At 52.9% G+C, this 16,817-nt stretch carries 22 protein-coding genes; 8 read left to right on the top strand and 14 right to left on the bottom strand.

Annotated features, from left to right (window positions below; translation table 11 throughout):
* Nucleotides 1-2: 2 nt before the first annotated feature.
* The 7 genes from P771_RS0109375 (at nucleotide 3) to P771_RS17085 (ending at nucleotide 5,905) form a co-directional block, all read left to right on the top strand.
* A complete protein-coding gene (locus tag P771_RS0109375) occupies nucleotides 3-692 on the top strand; it encodes an ABC transporter ATP-binding protein (RefSeq protein WP_244147314.1) in 690 nt (229 codons plus the stop codon).
* Nucleotides 689-1,876, top strand: a complete 1,188-nt coding sequence (locus P771_RS0109370) for an ABC transporter permease (RefSeq protein WP_028574949.1) — start codon at nucleotides 689-691, stop codon at nucleotides 1,874-1,876. The genes P771_RS0109375 and P771_RS0109370 overlap by 4 nt, the downstream gene beginning before the upstream one ends.
* 300 nt (nucleotides 1,877-2,176) lie before the next feature.
* On the top strand, nucleotides 2,177-2,458 hold the full coding sequence (locus tag P771_RS0109360; protein WP_150112169.1) for a hypothetical protein: 282 nt from the start codon (nucleotides 2,177-2,179) through the stop codon (nucleotides 2,456-2,458).
* 81 nt (nucleotides 2,459-2,539) lie between these two features.
* On the top strand, nucleotides 2,540-2,899 hold the full coding sequence (locus tag P771_RS18330) for a pentapeptide repeat-containing protein (protein WP_028574946.1): 360 nt from the start codon (nucleotides 2,540-2,542) through the stop codon (nucleotides 2,897-2,899).
* Nucleotides 2,896-4,050 (top strand): glycoside hydrolase family 3 protein, encoded by a 1,155-nt coding sequence (locus P771_RS17090; RefSeq protein WP_035244258.1) that lies wholly within the window; start codon nucleotides 2,896-2,898, stop codon nucleotides 4,048-4,050. The genes P771_RS18330 and P771_RS17090 overlap by 4 nt, the downstream gene beginning before the upstream one ends.
* Nucleotides 4,047-4,460 carry a cupin domain-containing protein gene (locus tag P771_RS0109345; protein ID WP_028574945.1) on the top strand — a complete coding sequence of 138 codons (414 nt, stop codon included), beginning with the start codon at nucleotides 4,047-4,049 and terminating at the stop codon, nucleotides 4,458-4,460. The genes P771_RS17090 and P771_RS0109345 overlap by 4 nt, the downstream gene beginning before the upstream one ends.
* Before the next feature lie 95 nt (nucleotides 4,461-4,555).
* The gene (locus P771_RS17085; RefSeq protein ID WP_161635959.1) at nucleotides 4,556-5,905 is read left to right on the top strand and encodes an NlpC/P60 family N-terminal domain-containing protein; all 1,350 of its coding nucleotides are present in this window, start codon (nucleotides 4,556-4,558) and stop codon (nucleotides 5,903-5,905) included.
* A 20-nt stretch (nucleotides 5,906-5,925) separates the two neighbouring features.
* On the opposite strand, the gene P771_RS0109335 is transcribed toward P771_RS17085, so the two are convergent.
* From P771_RS0109335 to P771_RS0109320, 4 genes are all read right to left on the bottom strand, one after another.
* Nucleotides 5,926-7,890: a SpoIIE family protein phosphatase gene (locus P771_RS0109335; RefSeq protein WP_028574943.1), complete on the bottom strand. Its 1,965-nt coding sequence runs from the start codon at nucleotides 7,888-7,890 to the stop codon at nucleotides 5,926-5,928.
* A complete protein-coding gene (locus tag P771_RS17080) occupies nucleotides 7,865-8,860 on the bottom strand; it encodes an ABC transporter substrate-binding protein (RefSeq protein ID WP_035244257.1) in 996 nt (331 codons plus the stop codon). Before P771_RS17080 ends, P771_RS0109335 begins: the two co-directional genes overlap by 26 nt.
* A gap of 82 nt (nucleotides 8,861-8,942) precedes the next feature.
* Nucleotides 8,943-9,371 carry an ATP-binding protein gene (locus P771_RS0109325; RefSeq protein WP_028574942.1) on the bottom strand — a complete coding sequence of 143 codons (429 nt, stop codon included), beginning with the start codon at nucleotides 9,369-9,371 and terminating at the stop codon, nucleotides 8,943-8,945.
* Entirely contained in the window at nucleotides 9,358-9,687 is a 330-nt protein-coding gene (locus P771_RS0109320; protein ID WP_028574941.1) for an STAS domain-containing protein, read from the bottom strand. The genes P771_RS0109325 and P771_RS0109320 overlap by 14 nt, the downstream gene beginning before the upstream one ends.
* Nucleotides 9,688-10,013: 326 nt before the next feature.
* Between P771_RS0109320 and P771_RS0109310 the strand changes: the two genes are divergently transcribed.
* Nucleotides 10,014-10,889: a deoxyribonuclease IV gene (locus P771_RS0109310; protein WP_028574939.1), complete on the top strand. Its 876-nt coding sequence runs from the start codon at nucleotides 10,014-10,016 to the stop codon at nucleotides 10,887-10,889.
* A 34-nt stretch (nucleotides 10,890-10,923) separates the two neighbouring features.
* On the opposite strand, the gene P771_RS0109305 is transcribed toward P771_RS0109310, so the two are convergent.
* The 10 genes from P771_RS0109305 to P771_RS0109260 all read right to left on the bottom strand — a co-directional run bounded on the left by P771_RS0109305 (nucleotide 10,924) and on the right by P771_RS0109260 (nucleotide 16,679).
* Entirely contained in the window at nucleotides 10,924-11,706 is a 783-nt protein-coding gene (locus P771_RS0109305; RefSeq protein ID WP_035244256.1) for an ABC transporter permease, read from the bottom strand.
* Nucleotides 11,703-12,623: an ABC transporter ATP-binding protein gene (locus P771_RS0109300; RefSeq protein ID WP_028574937.1), complete on the bottom strand. Its 921-nt coding sequence runs from the start codon at nucleotides 12,621-12,623 to the stop codon at nucleotides 11,703-11,705. The genes P771_RS0109305 and P771_RS0109300 overlap by 4 nt, the downstream gene beginning before the upstream one ends.
* 56 nt (nucleotides 12,624-12,679) lie before the next feature.
* The gene (locus P771_RS0109295; RefSeq protein WP_028574936.1) at nucleotides 12,680-13,024 is read right to left on the bottom strand and encodes a cupin domain-containing protein; all 345 of its coding nucleotides are present in this window, start codon (nucleotides 13,022-13,024) and stop codon (nucleotides 12,680-12,682) included.
* A 121-nt stretch (nucleotides 13,025-13,145) separates the two neighbouring features.
* A complete protein-coding gene (locus P771_RS0109290) occupies nucleotides 13,146-13,409 on the bottom strand; it encodes a Txe/YoeB family addiction module toxin (RefSeq protein ID WP_028574935.1) in 264 nt (87 codons plus the stop codon).
* Nucleotides 13,406-13,648 (bottom strand): type II toxin-antitoxin system Phd/YefM family antitoxin, encoded by a 243-nt coding sequence (locus P771_RS0109285; protein WP_028574934.1) that lies wholly within the window; start codon nucleotides 13,646-13,648, stop codon nucleotides 13,406-13,408. Before P771_RS0109285 ends, P771_RS0109290 begins: the two co-directional genes overlap by 4 nt.
* 154 nt (nucleotides 13,649-13,802) lie before the next feature.
* Nucleotides 13,803-14,021 (bottom strand): type II toxin-antitoxin system Phd/YefM family antitoxin, encoded by a 219-nt coding sequence (locus P771_RS0109280; protein ID WP_028574933.1) that lies wholly within the window; start codon nucleotides 14,019-14,021, stop codon nucleotides 13,803-13,805.
* A 1-nt stretch (nucleotide 14,022) separates the two neighbouring features.
* A complete protein-coding gene (locus P771_RS0109275; RefSeq protein WP_028574932.1) occupies nucleotides 14,023-14,415 on the bottom strand; it encodes a type II toxin-antitoxin system VapC family toxin in 393 nt (130 codons plus the stop codon).
* 92 nt (nucleotides 14,416-14,507) lie between these two features.
* Nucleotides 14,508-15,011, bottom strand: coding sequence for a hypothetical protein (locus tag P771_RS0109270; RefSeq protein WP_028574931.1), 504 nt, complete (start codon nucleotides 15,009-15,011; stop codon nucleotides 14,508-14,510).
* 148 nt (nucleotides 15,012-15,159) lie between these two features.
* A complete protein-coding gene (locus tag P771_RS0109265) occupies nucleotides 15,160-16,203 on the bottom strand; it encodes an IS3 family transposase (RefSeq protein ID WP_028573612.1) in 1,044 nt (347 codons plus the stop codon).
* Entirely contained in the window at nucleotides 16,203-16,679 is a 477-nt protein-coding gene (locus P771_RS0109260; RefSeq protein ID WP_028573613.1) for a transposase, read from the bottom strand. Before P771_RS0109260 ends, P771_RS0109265 begins: the two co-directional genes overlap by 1 nt.
* Between the last annotated feature and the right edge of the window lie 138 nt (nucleotides 16,680-16,817).

The following is a 16,817-nucleotide window of genomic DNA, read 5'->3' as shown; positions in this document are numbered from 1 at the left end:
GTATGAGTCTGATTGCAATGAAACAGATCTTCAAGTCCTATCAGATGGGACCGGTCAAGGTCAGCGTCCTGAACGGAGTAGACCTTGAGGTCAGGGCTGGAGAACTTCTGGCCATTGTCGGTACTTCAGGCTGCGGCAAATCCACTCTGATGAACATCATGGGCTTTCTGGACCTCCCGGATTCCGGCCGCTACCTTCTGAACGGCCAGGAGACTTCAGCTCTGTCCGACCGTGAACTGTCCACCATCCGCAACCAGAAGATCGGCTTTGTGTTTCAGCAGTTCAACCTCCTGCCCAAGCTTACAGCCCTGGAAAATGTCTGTCTGCCCCTGATCTACCGGGGAGTCCGGGAAAAAGAACAGGTGGAAAAGGCCAGGGAGAACCTGGCCCTGGTGGACATGGATGACCGCAGACACCATAAACCCTCTGAACTTTCCGGAGGACAGCAGCAACGGGTGGCCATAGCCAGAGCCCTGTGCGGCCAGCCGGCCATCATTCTGGCTGATGAACCTACCGGGGCCCTGGATACCAGGGTCGGTCAGGACATCATGGATCTCTTTCTCCAGCTGAACAGACAAAAAAAGGTCACCATGGTCATCATCACCCATGATCCCAAAATTGCGGCCCAGTGCCAGCGAAAGGTGCACATGCAGGACGGGACTGTCAAAGACCGGGCAGGAAGTGCAGCATGATGCTCAGGGCCAATATCAGGGAAGCCCTGCGCAGCCTGGCTTCTTCAAAACAAAGAACTGTCCTGGCCCTGCTGGGCATTGTCATTGGGATCGGCTCGGTCATCGCCCTGGTCTCCACAGGGACCATTGTCCAGCGCGAAAGCATGAAACAGTTCATGGAAATGGGCACTGATGTCCTGAATATTCAGCTGGGCTGGTCCAGAAGAGATTCCGGACAGGAGCAGGGCTTCAGACTGGAAGAGGTCATGGCCCTGGCCCATGCAGGCCAGGCAGTGACCGATGTTGCACCATATATTTCAGTCTATGGGGACCTGCGTTTTCAGGGCGAGAGGATGGCCATTCCGGGCATTGGCGTGACCGGGTCCTTTATGCACATTAACCAGCTGGGTCTGGTGGAGGGAAGGTTCATTTCCGACCTTGACTACCTCATGTACCAGGCTGTTGTCAGCGGCGGACTGGCCAGAAAGATGAGGGAACAGGGATTCCATGATTTTGTGGGCCAGGACCTCTACTTTGAGGACCGCAGATTCACCATTGTCGGCGAACTTGCCCCTGCCTCCCTGGGCGGAATGCGACCCTATGAGGCTTCGGAAGGGCTGCTGATTCCCATTTCCACTGCCGGGCGCATGAACACCCAGAACAGGATCAACAACATCCTGGCGGTCAAGGCCGGGGGCATATCCCATGAACAGGCTGAAACAGTCATTCAGGACTATTTTGCAGACCTGCCCAGACCCATGCAGGTCCTGGTCCGCAGTGCAGAGCAGATAATCGAACATATGGAAAGACAGATGCGCATGTTCACCCTGCTTCTGGGCGCAATAGGCAGTATCTCCCTGATTGTGGGCGGAGTCGGAGTCATGAATGTCATGCTGGTTTCAGTGGCTGAACGCAGAAAGGAAATCGGAATCCGCCGGGCCCTGGGAGCCCAGAAAATGGACATCCAGGGGCAGTTCCTCATGGAGTCCATAATCCTGTCCCTTCTGGGCGGACTTATCGGCATAGTCATCGGACTGGGTGTTTCTTACGGCATATCCTGGTTTTCCGGCTGGGAATTTCAGATCATCTACGGAGCCCTGTTCATCGGTGTGGGGGTCTCTGCGGCAGTGGGGGTATTTTTCGGCTATTATCCGGCCAGACAGGCAGCCAACCTGACCCCCATCCAGGCTTTGCGCTCGGAATGAGCCTGATCCGTGAACCGGCTGGAAGATAGTCAGACCTGTTAATCTGAACCACACCAGGAGAACCCTGCATTGACTTACCTGGGGCTCTGGCCATGGCCAACATAGTTGGCCATGATGCAGACTTTTTGGGCAGACAACCCTTCCTGCCTTAGCTCATGACCGGCCAAAAACCTTGTCTGCAGCCAATATCTTAGTGAGGCACAATAATTGAAGGACAGGAAAGATACCCGGATCAGCCTGACCTGTTCCTGGTAGTTTCCAGGCCTTGAAATAAAAAATCTCTTTACAGGAGCCCTGACTATGCCAAAAATCTTTACTTTCATCGGGATCTGTTTTTGCGTTGCCATCCTTTATGGTCTGGACCCTGTTGTGAGCATTGAGGCAGGATCTTTGCAGAAACAGGGAGAAATCCTGGTCCAGAACCGCTGCAGCAGTTGCCATGGATTGGAGCGCATTAACCGTCGAACCGGACAGAATCTGGCCTTCTGGGAAAGAACAGTGGATCGGATGAAGGCCAAGCGCCATGGCCTGCTGAACCAGGAGGAACGCCTGGCTGTGCTCATGTACCTGACAAATCATTAACTTGTCCTGATAATGACCAGGAGACCCTGACAGTAGTGTTGAAAAAGCCCTTATCAGGCTGATACCCTGAAGGAGATGGACATGTTCAGACTCTCAAGAACCATGCTTATCACTGCTGGATCAATGCTCTTTCTGGCAGTGCTTTTTCTATCCGGACCTGCCCCGGCCCAGCAGGTCATGGACAGCTGCGTCCTTCAGCCTTACACCAGATGCCCCGGGGTCTGTCTGCAGGGAGCAAACCTTGCAGGAATCAACCTGCAGGGCGCTTATCTCAAAAACGCAGATCTAAGAAATGCCAACCTGACCAATGCCAGGCTTATTCATGCCTATCTGTATGGGGCCAGAATGGAAGGAGCAGCCTTGACCAATGCCGACCTGAGCAGGGCCATCTGGACAGACGGCCGGGTCTGCGCCTTTGGTTCCATGGGGGTGTGCAGATGATCCATTTCCAGTCCAGAAAAATAATCCCGGTCCTCCTGGTCTGGCTGGCGGTTTCATTTGGATTTGCTGCCAGCTGCCAGGCCGGCCCAGATCAGGACAAAGAACTGGCCATGCAGATCGGGCAGATGCTCATGGTCGGGTTCCGGGGTACTCATGTGGATGAAAAAAGCCCCATAATCAGGGATATCCAGCAAGGCCTGGTGGGGGGAGTGATCCTGTTTGATTACGATGTTGCCCAGCGCAGTCCGGACCGAAACATCCTTTCACCGGACCAGCTCAGAGAGCTGACAAATGCCCTGCAGTCGGCCAGCCCCACCCCCTTGTTCATTGCTGTGGACCAGGAAGGGGGGAGAGTAGCAAGGCTGAAGCAGGACCGGGGTTTTCCAGAATCAGTGTCCCAGGCCTGGCTCGGCCTGCAAAATGACCCGGATCTGACTTCAAGGTATGCTTCTCAAACCGCTTCCACCCTGCAGGACCTGGGCATCAATCTGAATCTGGCCCCGGTGGTGGACGTTAATACCAATCCGGACAACCCGGTCATCGGTCTTTTAGAGCGGAGCTTTTCCTCTGATCCAGGCCTGGTTGCCCGGCATGCGGACCGGGTTGTTGCCAGCCACCGTGAGTTGGGGGTATTAACTGCCCTGAAACACTTTCCAGGTCACGGCAGTTCAACCCGGGATTCCCATCTGGGCTTTACTGATGTCACTGAGACCTGGTCTGCAGTTGAACTTGAGCCCTATGCCCTGCTTTTTGAATCACCCGGTGCAGACATGGTCATGACCGCCCATGTGTTTAATGCTCATCTGGACCCTGAATGGCCGGCCACCCTGTCCCATGCCACCCTGACCGGCCTGTTGCGGACCAGGATGGGTTATGACGGAGTGATCATCTCTGATGACATGCAGATGAAGGCCATTACAGACCATTTCGGCCTGGAAACCGCCCTGGAACAGACCATCATGGCTGGTGCCGACATGATCATTTTTGGAAACAACCTGGTTTATGAACAGGATATTGCTGCCCGAGCCGGGGGAGTGATCCTGGAGCTGGTCAAACAGGGAAGAATTCCTGAAAAAAGAATTAACGAGTCCTTTGCCCGGATCATCAAACTCAAAAAGGACCTTCAAGAAAAAGGAGACCGATCTTCATGAAATACTGGTGTCTGGTTCTGGCCCTGATCATACTTGTTCCGTTTTCAGCCCGGGCAGAGTCCTCAGATCCTCAAGTCCGGGTCCTGGCCCGGACCAGCAAAAGCTGGGACGGACAGCTCCTGCCAACATACCCTAAGGGTCAGCCTGAAATAACCATTCTGGAAATATCCATCCCTGCAGGGACAGAGTTGCCCATGCATTTACACCCGGTCATCAATGCAGGAGTCCTGCTCCAGGGAGAACTGGCTGTTATTACAGAACAGGGTGAGGTCCTGATCCTTGAACCCGGGGATGCCATTGTCGAAGTGGTGGACAAATGGCATTACGGGCTGAGTCAGGGCCAGGAACCCGCCAGAATAATCGTATTCTACGCCGGAATCCTGGATGAGCCTGTAACTGTTTCACAATAGCTCAATCCAGACAGGACCGCTAATAATTAAGTCCTTCATGCTTGCAGCCGCCATAAGTTAAAATGATTCACAACCAGATCAAATGGACCAGAGGCATGGCTATTTTACCATCCACGGCCAAAACAGTGCTGCTCCTCCTGTGCCTTATTTTAGGGGCCTGTGCTGCCAGGCAGCCCGGTATGATCCGGGACCTGGAGGTCCTGCCCCAGGATGCAGCCCAGTATGTGTCCCATCCGGACAGCCTGCTCATCAGCCCGGAGGCCCAGGACCGGTTCTACCATGATTTTCTGGACAGGTTTTACCGGCCCTGGCACCGGGATAATCCAAGATTTTCCGGGCATGAGGTCTTCTGGGGACTGCGCAGCTACGCATCCAGGGATCTCTTTGGTCCAAATAACCTGCCCCTGCCCCGGACCTGGATCCAGGAGATGGAACGCAGAGCTGATCAGGACGGATACCCTTCAACCCACCAGCCAGGGATCACCGTGGTCCATGCATCCATGCGGGTATTGCCCACCAGCCGGCCGGTCTTTTTTGATCCATCCCGGCCAGGACAGGGCTTTCCCTTTGATTACATGCAGAACACCCTGGTCCCGGCTGGAACCCCTGTACTCATCACCCATGTGAGCAGGGATCAGCAATGGGCCCTGGCTGAAACCGACTTTGCCGCCGGCTGGATCAGGTGGCATGAACTGGCCCTGGTTGATGCCGATTTTATCAGTTCCTATCAAAGCGGTTCTTTGGCCGGTTTCACAGCTGATGACATCCCCATGCTCAGCAGTAACGGATCATTCCTTGTCTCCGGCCGGGTGGGCATGGCCCTGCCCCTGGCCCCGGACCAGCCCTGCCCAGATTCTTTCCAGGTCCTGGTCCCAGTCCGTCACCATACCGGCAGCGCCCGAATCATTCCAGCATCCGTACCCAGACATGCTCTGCACAGGATGCCTTTCAAGCCAACTCAGGCCAATTTTTCCAGGATTGCCAATGCCATGATGGGCCAGGCCTACGGCTGGGGGGGACTTTATGAAAACCGGGACTGTTCAGCCCTGCTCAAGGATTTTCTGGCTGGATTCGGCCTTTTTCTGCCCCGGAATTCAAGGGGACAGGCTGAGGCCGGGCAGGTGATTGAACTGGACGGACTTGATCCAGCCCAAAAAAAAGAACTGATTGCTGAGCAGGGTCAACCCTGGCTGACCATCCTGTACATGCCCGGGCATGTCATGCTTTACATCGGGCAGGACCGGGAAACCGGCCGGATAGCAGCTTATCATTCCATGTGGGGTTTAAGGACCTGGAGGCCTTTCCGGGATCCGGGCAGGTGGGTCATTGGCCGGACCGTGATCACTTCCCTGGAGCCCGGCCAGGAGATGTTCTTTCTGATCCGTCCCCAGGGACTTCTGGTGGAGCGGCTCACCAGAATGGTCCTGGTGGCTGAACCATCATAGCCTGCCCGGGGCTGGGAATATCAGGAAGCAGATCCTGAACTGCCCTTGTATGCCAGGACCATCAGGGTGATATCATCAGACTGGGGTACATTCCTGGCAAATCTGTGCACAGAATTCAGGATGCCCTTGACCAGATCCTGGGACTCATCCCGGATCATTGCCCTGGCCTCACTTTTAAGCCTGTTTTCTGAATACAGCTTCTGATCCGAGTCCATGGCCTCAGTCACCCCGTCGGTATACATGAGAAGCTTGTCTCCAGGGGCAAGACTGGTTTTCATGGTTTTAAACACCATATCCTCCATGCCTCCAAGGACCATGCCCTGAGGCAGGGGCAGCCACTTTGGATCCTGCCCCTTTTTGAGCAAAAGCGGAGGATTATGGCCTGCACTGGAATATTTCAGCTCTCCGGTCCTCAGATCCAGAATTCCGCAGAACAGAGTCACAAACATGCATGAATCGTTGCCCTGGCAGAGTTCATTATTAACCCGGGCCAGGATGTCCGAAGGCTCAAGGCCCTGCTCGGCAATGCCTTTGATCAGGGTCTTGGTCACAGCCATGAACAAGGCTGCAGGCACTCCCTTGTCCGATACATCGCCCACTGAAAAAAACAAATGATCTTCATCCAGGAAGAAAAAGTCGTACAGATCCCCCCCCACCTCCTTGGCCGGCTCCAGCATGGCATAGATGTCGAATTCATGTCTGTTTGGAAAGGGCGGAAACTTTTTGGGCAAAAAATTCATCTGAATATTCCGGGCGATCTTAAGCTCGCTTTCGATCCGCTCCTTGGCCCGGGTGGTTTCTGTCAGGTCTGAAATATACTCCTTCAAGGCCAGACGCATCTGGTCAACGGACCGGGAAAGCTGCCCAACCTCGTCATTTACCCTGACCCGGGGCAGGTCAACATCCAGATTACCCCTGGCGATTTCCCTGGTGGTGCTGACCAGGGAGTGCAGAGGCCTGGTAATACTCTTGGAAATTGCAACAATTACCAGAAAAAGAATGGCAAACCCGGCCATTCCGATCAGGACCACTGTGTGGTTCAGGGCAACAATGTCCGAGTATATTTCATCCTTGGGGATCATCACCCCGACAGACCAGCCTGTGGACTTGACATGGTCATAGTAAAGCAGGGAGTCCTGGCCGGTGTGAACGCTGGTGACATGGGCAAACCCCCTTGCTCCCCGGATCATGTCCCGGCCAATGATCCGCAGTTCAGGCATGCCCATTTCCTCAGCCACACTGAATATGCCCTGGCGCATCACCCTGTCCGGATCCGGATGGGCCACAAACGTGCCGTTGCGGCTGATCAAAAAGGCATACCCGGTGTCATACAGCTGTACATCGGCAAAATGCCGGACCAGGGCTTCCAGGCAGATATCAGCCGTTACCACGCCCTGAAACTGACTGATGCCCCGGTTTTCCCGGTAAAACGGTACTGAATAGGTGGACATGAGAATGCCCCCTCCGCCTTCATCAAAGTAGGGCTCGCTCCAGACCGGAATTTCCAGGTGTCTGGGAATGCTGTACCAGTCCCAGTGGAAATAATGGTATTCTTCTCCCCCAAGTTCTGAAACAGCAATATCTCCTTCATTGTCCCTGAACAGGTACGGGGCAAAATAATGCTGATCCGGATCCATTGCATAGGGCTCAAAAGCCACTGTTGCTCCGAATATTTCCGGATTGGCCTTAAGCATGGATTTGATCATGTCTTCCAGCTCCTGGGCAGGGGGACGGGACTGGGCAATGCGCAGGGACAGATACCGCGGAATCTGCTCAACACCCTGAACCTTGACTTCAAGGCGATTCACCAGGGAGTGGGTCAGATTGGAAGCGCTTTCCTGGACGTTTTTCAGGACCACCTTTTTGGAGTACAGATAATTATAGCCAAAGGCCCCCAGAAAAAACAGGGCCGTACTGGACAGGACAAAAAGAGCCAGTCTGAATGAAAGACGCTGCTTTCTATGGTGAGCTGAAATCCGGGACATAAAATTTCCTGAAGGGCGCTATATGGGTGATGACCTCATTCTCAAAAAGCTCGGCTGCAACCAGCTCGTAATCCCTCTCATCCAGCCATCCTGCAGGACGGTCGGATCCGGCCGGCTGGATGATATCTTTCATCCGGTCCAGCATCCACCTCTGATGGACCCTGTTGGTGGGAAGATTGGCCTGATTGACCCGTTCCATGACCATGTCCAGGGCCTGTTCAGGATTATTAAAAGCGTATTCCCAGCCTTCAATTGAGGCCTGGACAAAGTTCCGGACCAGGTCAGGTTCATTTCGGACCAGTGATTCGTGGCAGTAAAGGCCGTCTTCTGGAAAGTTCAGGCCATAGTCAGCCAAAAAAAATGTGGTCAGTTCATTGGCATTGATACCGGAATTGATCAGGGCATAGTATTCATTATACCACATGGCTGTGGCAGCATCGACTCCATCCATGAGCAACAGGTTCAGGGTATAGCCCTGATGCACAGTAGTGACATTGAGGTGGTAGCGGCTGAAAAACGCCAGGGGCTGGGCTGCAAACTCCGGCCAGACAGATATTTTTCTGCCTTGGAGGTCAATGGGCGAATGGATGCCTGAATCTTTTTTGGCCACCAGCATCAGGGCTGAGCGCTGGACCATCTGCCCGACATTGACCACTGGCACTCCCTGGGAGCGAAGAATCAGGCCGTTGATCAGAAACATGGAGGCAAAATCAGCCCGGCCCTGGGCCAGGAATTCACTTGCCGGACTGTCCGGTCCGCCCCGCAGGATTTCCACATCAAGGCCGCGCCTGGCATAAAATCCCTTGTCTTTGGCCACATAATACCCGGCAAACTGGGCCTGGGGAACCCAGTGGGGAATAAACCTGACCTGCTGCAGACCATTGTCATCCAAGGTCCCGGCCTGGACCTGCATTCCAGAAACCAGTATCAGGAGAATAAAGATCAGTGTATACTTCAAAATAAAACTCATCCCAGAATTCCATCCCAAACCGGGCTCTTTTTATCCCGGGCTAAAAGACTTGAGCAAGGCCCTTGTTGCTGATTGAAAAACATCAGCTGAAACTGACATCAAGGATATTTGTGCTGTCTTGCCTGGTGTACTTGACATGATCGGACATCTTTTTGATCAGCAGAATGCCCAGTCCACCCACCTGACGGTCTTCAGCCGACAGGGTGGTGTCCGGGTCTGTTCGCTCCAGAGGGTTGAAAGGCTCACCCCAGTCCATGAACCTGATGTGAAAAGATCCGCTGCCAGAGGCGGCGCAGCCAATCCTGACTGTGGCCCTCCCCTCCCGGCCATAGGCATGTCTGATGATATTCAGCAGGATTTCTTCAGCAACCAGCTCGATTTTCTGGATAACCCCTGCAGACATCCTGCCCAGGGAGGCCTGCTCAAGGACAAACTCCTGAAATCCGGACAGATTATCTCCAGTTCCAGGAAGCTCGATCCAGGAGAAATCAAGCTCGTCAGAACCCTTCAAGGGCCTTCTCTCTGGTCTCGTGCAGGGTGAATATGGAGGAGAATCCGGAAATCTCAAAAACCTCCCGGACCATGCCCTGGAGGTTGCAGAAAACCAGGGTCCCGCCTTCAGCCCTGACCTTCTTGCCTACAGACAGAATACCCCTCAGCCCTGCACTGCTCACGTATTCCACCTGTTTGAGATCAATAATGATATTCTTGGCGTCAGCCATCTCTTCCAGGCTCCTGGCTTCAAAATCCGAAGCTGTGGTTGTATCCAGCCTGCCGCTGACCTCAATGATCAGTGCCTTGTCGGTTCTGGTGCATGTGATGTCCATTTTTCCCTTGATCCTCTCTGCACACCTGAAGTGCTGATTAAAGATGTCTTTAAACTGAACCCTGAACCGGGGGTTTTTCTCGGTTCAGGTAAACATGGAAACCCGGTCTTTTCTGTTCATCCGGAAATATCCTTTTAAGGCTTGAAAAGCAACCATGCTCTTGAAAACTTTCGTTTTTCCGGCAAAATACCCCGGCCCCCACCCTTTCTGGCCCCCTGCCCGGAGTTGTATCCGGCCCCCTGATGCTGTAAAGTGGATCAAGCTTCGGACCAGGCACCCGCCTGGCTCAAACCCTTTTATTGAACAATGGACTATTTCAGGACAGCATGCCCGGACAACCCCTTTTAGGAGCCCACTGCTCCACAGCCGGCGGCCTGAACCTGGCTGTTCAGCGGATCATGGACCTGGGCGGCCAGGCCCTGCAGATCTTCACCCGCAATCAGCGCCAGTGGAACCCCAGACCTTTGAATGACCAGGAAACAGACCTGTTCAAACAGGCCAGACAACTATGGGGCAGCTATCCGGTTATGGCCCATGACAGCTACCTGATCAACCTGGCCAATCCAGATGAGCAGATGCGCTCCCGGTCCATAAAGGCCCAGGCCAGGGAGCTGGAACGCTGCGCCCTTTTGGGCATTGATCTGCTCGTTACCCATCCCGGCGCCCACAAAGGACAGGGCGTGGATAAAGGAATCAAAACCTATGTCCGGAGCCTGGATGAATCATTAGCCACAGCCCTTGAGCTTCATCCGGACACTTCCAGGGTCATGGTCCTTCTGGAGACAACTTCCGGACAGGGCACGGTCCTGGGCCGGGACTTCAATGAACTGGCCGCAATTATTCAGGCCTGCACCTTCCCGGACCGCCTGGGGGTGTGCCTTGATACCTGCCACATGTTTGCAGCTGGATATGACCTGCGGACAGAAAAAAGCTATTTCCAGGTCATGGCCAGTCTGGACAGGACAGTGGGGCTGGACCGGGTCCGGGCTGTCCATTTAAACGACACCAGGACTCCCCTGGGCAGCAGCAGGGACAGGCATGAGCATATTGGAAAAGGAGAACTGGGCCTGGAAGCATTCAGGCTGGTTCTCAATGATCCGGCCCTGGCCAACACCCCCATGGTCCTGGAGACCCCCAAGGACAAAGCCGGCCAATGGGACCGGCAGAACCTGGAGACCCTGCACAGCCTGCTCAGAACCTGATCTGCCAGGCTGGACCGGTTCTGCATCTCCCGGCCTATTTAATCAGTCTGCGGCGCATGGCCCTGATGCTCAGAAAATAAAACAGGACCGCAAAGGCCACCAGATAGGACAGGCTGAGCACAATGCTGGATTCCATGGAACCGGTGGTTACAAATCTGGTCAGCTCCACCAGGTGATACAAAGGTGAGACCAGGGCCAGGTACTGACCCCAGGCCGGCAGGCCCGAGACCGGGAAAAATGTCCCGCTGAACAGAAAAAGCGGTGTTACAAACAGGAACATGGGCAGGTTGAACATGTCAATGCTCGGGGTGATGCCGGTACAGTACATGCCCACCGAGCCAAAGGCCATCCCTCCCAGAAATGCCAGGGGAATAACCAGCAGGGCCCAGGGATAGACAGCATAGCCAAAGGCTGAAATGACCCCCAGGATTATGGTCGCAGCCAGCATGGACTTGGTGGCTCCCCAGACTATCTCGGCGGTAATGACCTCTTCCAGGGACAGAGGCGTGGCCAGCATGGCATCAAAGGTCTTCTGATAGTACATGCGCACAAAAGAGGCATAGGTTGTTTCAAAAAAGGCGTTGAACATCATGGCTGTGGCCAGAAGGGCCGGAGCAATGAACCGGATATAGCTGAACTCCTGCCCGGCATAGCTGACATCACCGATCAGACCGCTCAAGCCCACGCCAAAGGCTGCCAGATAAAAAAGGGGCTCGAATAAGGGGACCATGAAGTTGACCTTCCAGATCCGGCGGTAGACAATAAGATTTCTCTTCCAGACCGGCACAAACAAAAGGGTCAGATCTGATCTTTTCATTCCCGGAGCTCCCTGCCGGTCAGGCGCAGAAACACGTCTTCCAGGGTGGCGCTGCGAAACAGACACTTTTCCGGACAGAACTGCTGCCTGATGGCCTGGCCCAGCCCGTTGAGATCGTCGGTATAAACAACCAGCCGGTCCGGCAAGACTTCGTGGCGGAGTTTATTCTGCTCAACAAATCCCAGCAGGTCCTGACCGGGATTGTCCACTTCAATGACTGCTGTTCCGGCATGTTCCCGGATCAAGGCTTCCGGAGTTCCCTGGACCAGGATTTTTCCTTTGTCCACAATGACCAGTCTGTGGCAGAGACTGGCAGCCTCTTCCATGTAATGGGTGGTCAAGACCAGGGTCAGGCCCCTGGCCTGGAGGTCCCGCAGCTTGTCCCAGACCTGGTGCCTTGACTGGGGGTCCAGACCGGTGGTGGGCTCGTCCAGGATGATCAGGCCCGGGTCATTGATCAATGACCTGGCCAGCATGAGCCGCCTGGCCATGCCCCCGGAAAGCTGACTGACCTGGGCGTTTTTCTTGTGCTTGAGGGCAAAAAAGTCCAGGAGTTCCCTGGTCCGTTCAACTGCCCTTTTCCCTGGCATCCGGTAATAACCGGCAAAGACAAGAAGATTCTGTTCAACTGTCAAATCCGGGTCCAGGGTGTTTTCCTGCTGGCAGACCCCGGTCCGGGAGCGGATCTGCCTCCACCCGGTCTGTATATCCTGGCCAAAGACCTTCATGCTCCCGGCAGTCAGGGGAGAAAACCCGTACATCATCCGGATGACTGAAGTCTTGCCTGCGCCGTTGGGACCAAGCAGGCCAAAGAACTCACCCTTTTCCACCTGGAAACTGACATCATCCACAGCAGTAAAAGCGCCGAACTTCTTGACCAGCCCCCTGGCCTCAATAACTGGAGTATTCTTATTCACTCAGGATTTGTCCTGTCTGAAAGGTTACGGATAAATGAGATTCCTTAAAAAAGGCATCAGTATAAGGGCGGAGTGTGATGGATAAACAACTTCAAAGGACTGGTTCCAGTGTTGCGGATGCCATGCTCCATTCCGGGCAGCACAAGGATATGATCACCCGGACCCACAGCAGTCCAGTCCTGGTTGACCAGGGCCTCTCCCTGACCTGATACTATGTAGATGGAATCAGCCTGGATCTCGTGGGTGTGGACCGGCACAGCCACCCCAGGGTCAATGACCAGCTCGGATACACTGACCAGATCTGACTTGCCCCGGGCCACCAGCATGGCCATCCCCACCCCGGCAAATTTGGGATGATCCTGGTATTTCCTTGATGCTGCAGGAGAAAATATGGTTTGCATGGACTGTCTCCTTTATCCTGGCTGCTGAGGCAGTGTTCTAGGGCAGGGTGTTTCAGTTCAACGTTGCGTTTCAGCGGGCGCATGGTCCTCGCGATCCGCTGAAAACGATGGATCTGCACAGCTATTCGTAATGGGTCCACATGCGAATGATCTTTACCGTTTTTTCATCTTCAATGATCTGGTAAACTAACCTATGTTGAATATTTATCCGCCGTGAATACGCGCCGGCCAAATCACCGACAAGCTTTTCATATGAAGGCGGGGCTTGAAAAGGGTTATCGCGAAGGATCTTGATCAGTTTCTCAGCTTTGGATCTAAGTCCAGATGCTGATAACTTTTTTGCATCTTTTTGAGCCTGCTTCGCAAATACGATTCGCCAACTCACCAATCAATTTCCTCGGTACAATCCTCAATGGGGGTCGCTAATCCTTCACGAATGGACTTACGCATGCCCGGAATATTCAAAAGGAATATTGTTTCTTGAATTGAGCGCCAGTCGTCTTCCGAAATAAGAACTGCGTTGCCCCTTTTTCCTGTTATAACAATAGGTTCGTGAGATTGGGATGTTTGATCAATAAGGCGGTACAGTTTGGTTCGCGCCTCTGTTGCTGATAATGTAGGCATGTTTCACCTCAAGTTTTCTCCACCGTACGCCATAGCGTACGCATTGTCAAGGACTCCTTTTAACGAAAAGCTCACCAGCGGGAAACGTACAGCGATGAAAAGCCGTAATTCCATATAGACCAAAAACACAGTCGCCAGATGGTTTCGAGTGGGTCTACCGCTCCCTTCCTTCCCGAATAATATCCATTATTTCTTGTGTGGTGATTTTTGCTTTAATTGAAGGCACATCCAAGGGGGAGGAGACAACTTTTTCCGGAACCAGAGCAAAGGTCCTGCCGTCTTTTCTCCGGATTATCACTTTGCCTGTATTTTCCGCCTGGTCAAGAAGCATGGCCAGTTTTTGGCGTGCTTCAGAATATGTATAAACCTGCATTTTAAACCCCCAGGGTTTCGACGTTGAGAATTTGGGCGGATGCGATCAGCTTTCGGTCCAGTGTCAATAACGGAGCCTTATATCTGATGGCACAATCCAAAAAATAGGCATCATATGCGTAAATATTGGCCTGCTTTGATAATTTTAATGCCTTGATAAAATCTGGATCAACATACCGGATGGGGATTCCTTTAAAAATCGATATTCCTTTTTCAGCCTCTGTTAGTGTCAGCCTTTTTTGTTTAAACATTGCTGAAAAGGCGTTGCCAATTTCCCATGGGATAGAGCCCGGCCCTATGAGCGTGTTTCCTGTAGTAATTTCGATGATCCTTTTGCGTTCCGGCTCACCGACAATTACCGCAATCAATGCAGAAGAGTCTATTACGATGTCCACTGCTTTTCCCCAGCACTTGTTAATATGACAATTGTACAACAGGCATGCTGTTTGTCAAGAACCAGGAGGTGGAATTGTTGGGCAAATCCGCACTATTGCAGTGAGTAGGTTCCGCTGACATCCAGGTAGATATCCCCGTGGGGCGGGAAGCCCTGGCCGGAAAAGCGACCTTGGCCGGTGATGCCTTTGTAGCGCCCTGTTCCACCCTCCAGAGTAAACTGACCTGATTGCTCGCCTCGTGGATCCCCGGTGCCAGTAAAGCGGCCGATCTTGGTGTCGCCATCGGGAAATGTGTAGACCGCATATCCTTGATAACTGGTCTCTGCACCGGATCGCTCGAACGTAATCCAGGCGTTTACTGTTGCCACCTCATAGTCTTCGAAGAAGGCGAAACCTCGCTGTTGCATAAGCCCGACCGCATGTCCTTTATGACCTTCAATTTCTCGAATATCCACATCAACAGTAACAAAGGCTTCGCGCCACTCGATGGGCTTTGAATCATCAGCACTTACCATGAACGGTTTGAGGAAAAGCAAGGCCAGCAGCACGATCCAGACAAGGTTGCCAGAAGCAATAGCCGCTCTTGAGATAGCCATAATCAATTCCTTCTATTAACGTTTAAGCCCAGCGGCGCGACCTTTGTGTCCGCACCAGTGTCTTGTTAGACTGCGCCTGCACGCGCCTGCTGGAGAAAAGCAAGGGTTTCCTGCACGGTTCCGGTAAGTTTCAAGAAAGATGTCGCCTTTAGGCCGCAATTTTTTCTGTATTAGAGGTTCTTTTTTTATTCAGTGTGACTTCAGAAGGTGCAGACCATTTCCTGATCTGACCTGACCACCGTTCCGGGTTTTTCATTTTTGCTCTTTGATAAACAACTCGTCGTCTGGCCAGGATTTCTTTGTCCCTGCCTGTGTGCCGATCATTGGGGGTTACATACGCCAGGCTGCTGTGACGATGCTCATGATTATACCACTGTACAAAACCCTCGACCCAGGTTCTGGCATCACTTAAGCTTTTAAAAGGCTTTTGAGGATACCAGGGGCGATATTTCAGAGTCTTGTATAAGGCTTCTGAATGGGCATTGTCATTGCTTACGCCAGGCCTTGAGAAGGACGGCATTACACCCAGCTGCTGCAAAGTGGCCAGCATGGTTGCTCCCTTCATGGGAGCACCGTTGTCAGAGTGTAGGACCAGTTGGTCTCTGGTTATGTTTTCCAGATAGCATCCTTCGCTGATCAAGCCTCCGGCCAGAGTGGATCCTTCACGGGTGTGTATCTGCCAGGTGATGATCTTTCTGCTGTAGAGATCAATGATCATGTACAGATAAAAGAACACTCCTCTAACCGGGCCCGGCAGATATGTAATGTCCCAGGTCCAGACCTGATTGGGCTCAGCAGCTGTCAGTTCTTCAGGCCTGTTGTGTCTCTTAGGCTTTGAAGGCTGCCTGTGGGTGTTTTGACCTTCTTCCCGAAGGATGCGGTACATGGTTGCCTCGGACGCCAGGTATGTTTCCTGATCAGCCAGATCCGCAACTATTTGATGCGGACTCAGGTTCCTGTATGCAGGACTGTTGATGGTCTTCAGAATCTTCTGTCGTTCCATTTCACTCAGTTTGTTGGCTGGTGTTTGGCTTGACTCTTTACGTCTGTCTTCAAGTTTCTCAGGACTTCTCCACCTTTGGATGGTCCTGGGACTTAAGCCGGTAATGGCACAAGCTTTTTTCAGCCTGGCTCCTGAACTGCAGGCTTCGTCTATAAGTGTCAGGATGCGCTTTTTCTTCTGGGTCGGGATCAGTCGTCCCTGTTGCCCCCCCAGAGGGCATCCACTTTTTTTTTGAGCACCAGAAGGGCCGTTGTTTCAGCTAAAGCCTTGTCCTTGCGGTTAAGCTCTTTTTGAAGATCTTTGACTTCTTTTTTAAGCTGACGGACATTATTGCCTTTGTTCCTTGATTGATCCTTGGAGAATTCTTTTTTCCATTTCTCCAGATGATGAGTATGTATTCCTTTTTGTCTGCACCAGGCTCCCAGCTGTTCGTCTGTAAGCTTGGCAGATTCAAGCAGGGCATCGAGCTTTTCTTTTGAGGACCAGTCCTGTGGACGTTTCTCATGTTTGGCCATAATGGTATCTCCAGTGCTTTGTGCTTTTTTAAGCCAGTATCGCATGGTTGAACCTGGAACTCCCATGTCCTTGGCGATCTGGGCTTGAGAGTCAGTCCCTGTAAGTACCATTTTGACCACGTTTTCTTTAAATTGCAAAGGGTAAGACATTATAACCAGCTCCTGCCCCTTGTTATGTTGAACATGATAGGATGAAAGGGATTTTTGTTCCAAGAGGAGCCCCCCGGGGGCTCCTCTTGGCCCTCCCTCAAATTTCATCCAAGACGACATCTATCCTGACACATGGGG

It is taken from the genome of Desulfonatronovibrio hydrogenovorans DSM 9292 (assembly GCF_000686525.1).
GTDB lineage: Bacteria > Desulfobacterota > Desulfovibrionia > Desulfovibrionales > Desulfonatronovibrionaceae > Desulfonatronovibrio > Desulfonatronovibrio hydrogenovorans.
The sequence above is the reverse complement of the archived record's forward strand: the minus strand, read 5'-3'. Positions and strand labels throughout refer to the sequence as shown.